Raw genomic sequence first — 317 nt, forward strand, 5'->3', positions numbered from 1 at the left:
GCCCATGGAACCTGTTCAACCTTTACGCCACATGTCTTACATTGAACCCTGCGCATTCTGTAGATCAGGAAAACTCTAATTCCCCAGAGAGGAACAAACTCGAAGCGTCGTTCAGCAAGGCGATCGTAACCCGGTGCTGGGTTGAGGCAGCCTGAACAGATAGCGTGACCATTCTTACGGGGAACGACTGCCACATCGAAGACTTCAGAGCCCTGATGGAAGCCGAGTTTTACATCCTGATAAACAAATGACTTGAGTTTATGAACTTTATTGAGGATAGTTTTTATAAGCATCAGCGACGTTTCTTATTGTTTTTT

Annotated in this window: 1 pseudogene; it reads right to left on the reverse strand. The window is 45.4% G+C overall.

The features are described from left to right. A pseudogene (locus Q1B11_RS20345) lies at positions 1–293 on the reverse strand (transposase family protein); the annotation flags it as partial. Between the last annotated feature and the right edge of the window lie 24 nt (positions 294–317).

The sequence above is a fragment of the uncultured Endozoicomonas sp. genome, assembly GCF_947495845.1.
Classification (GTDB): domain Bacteria; phylum Pseudomonadota; class Gammaproteobacteria; order Pseudomonadales; family Endozoicomonadaceae; genus Endozoicomonas.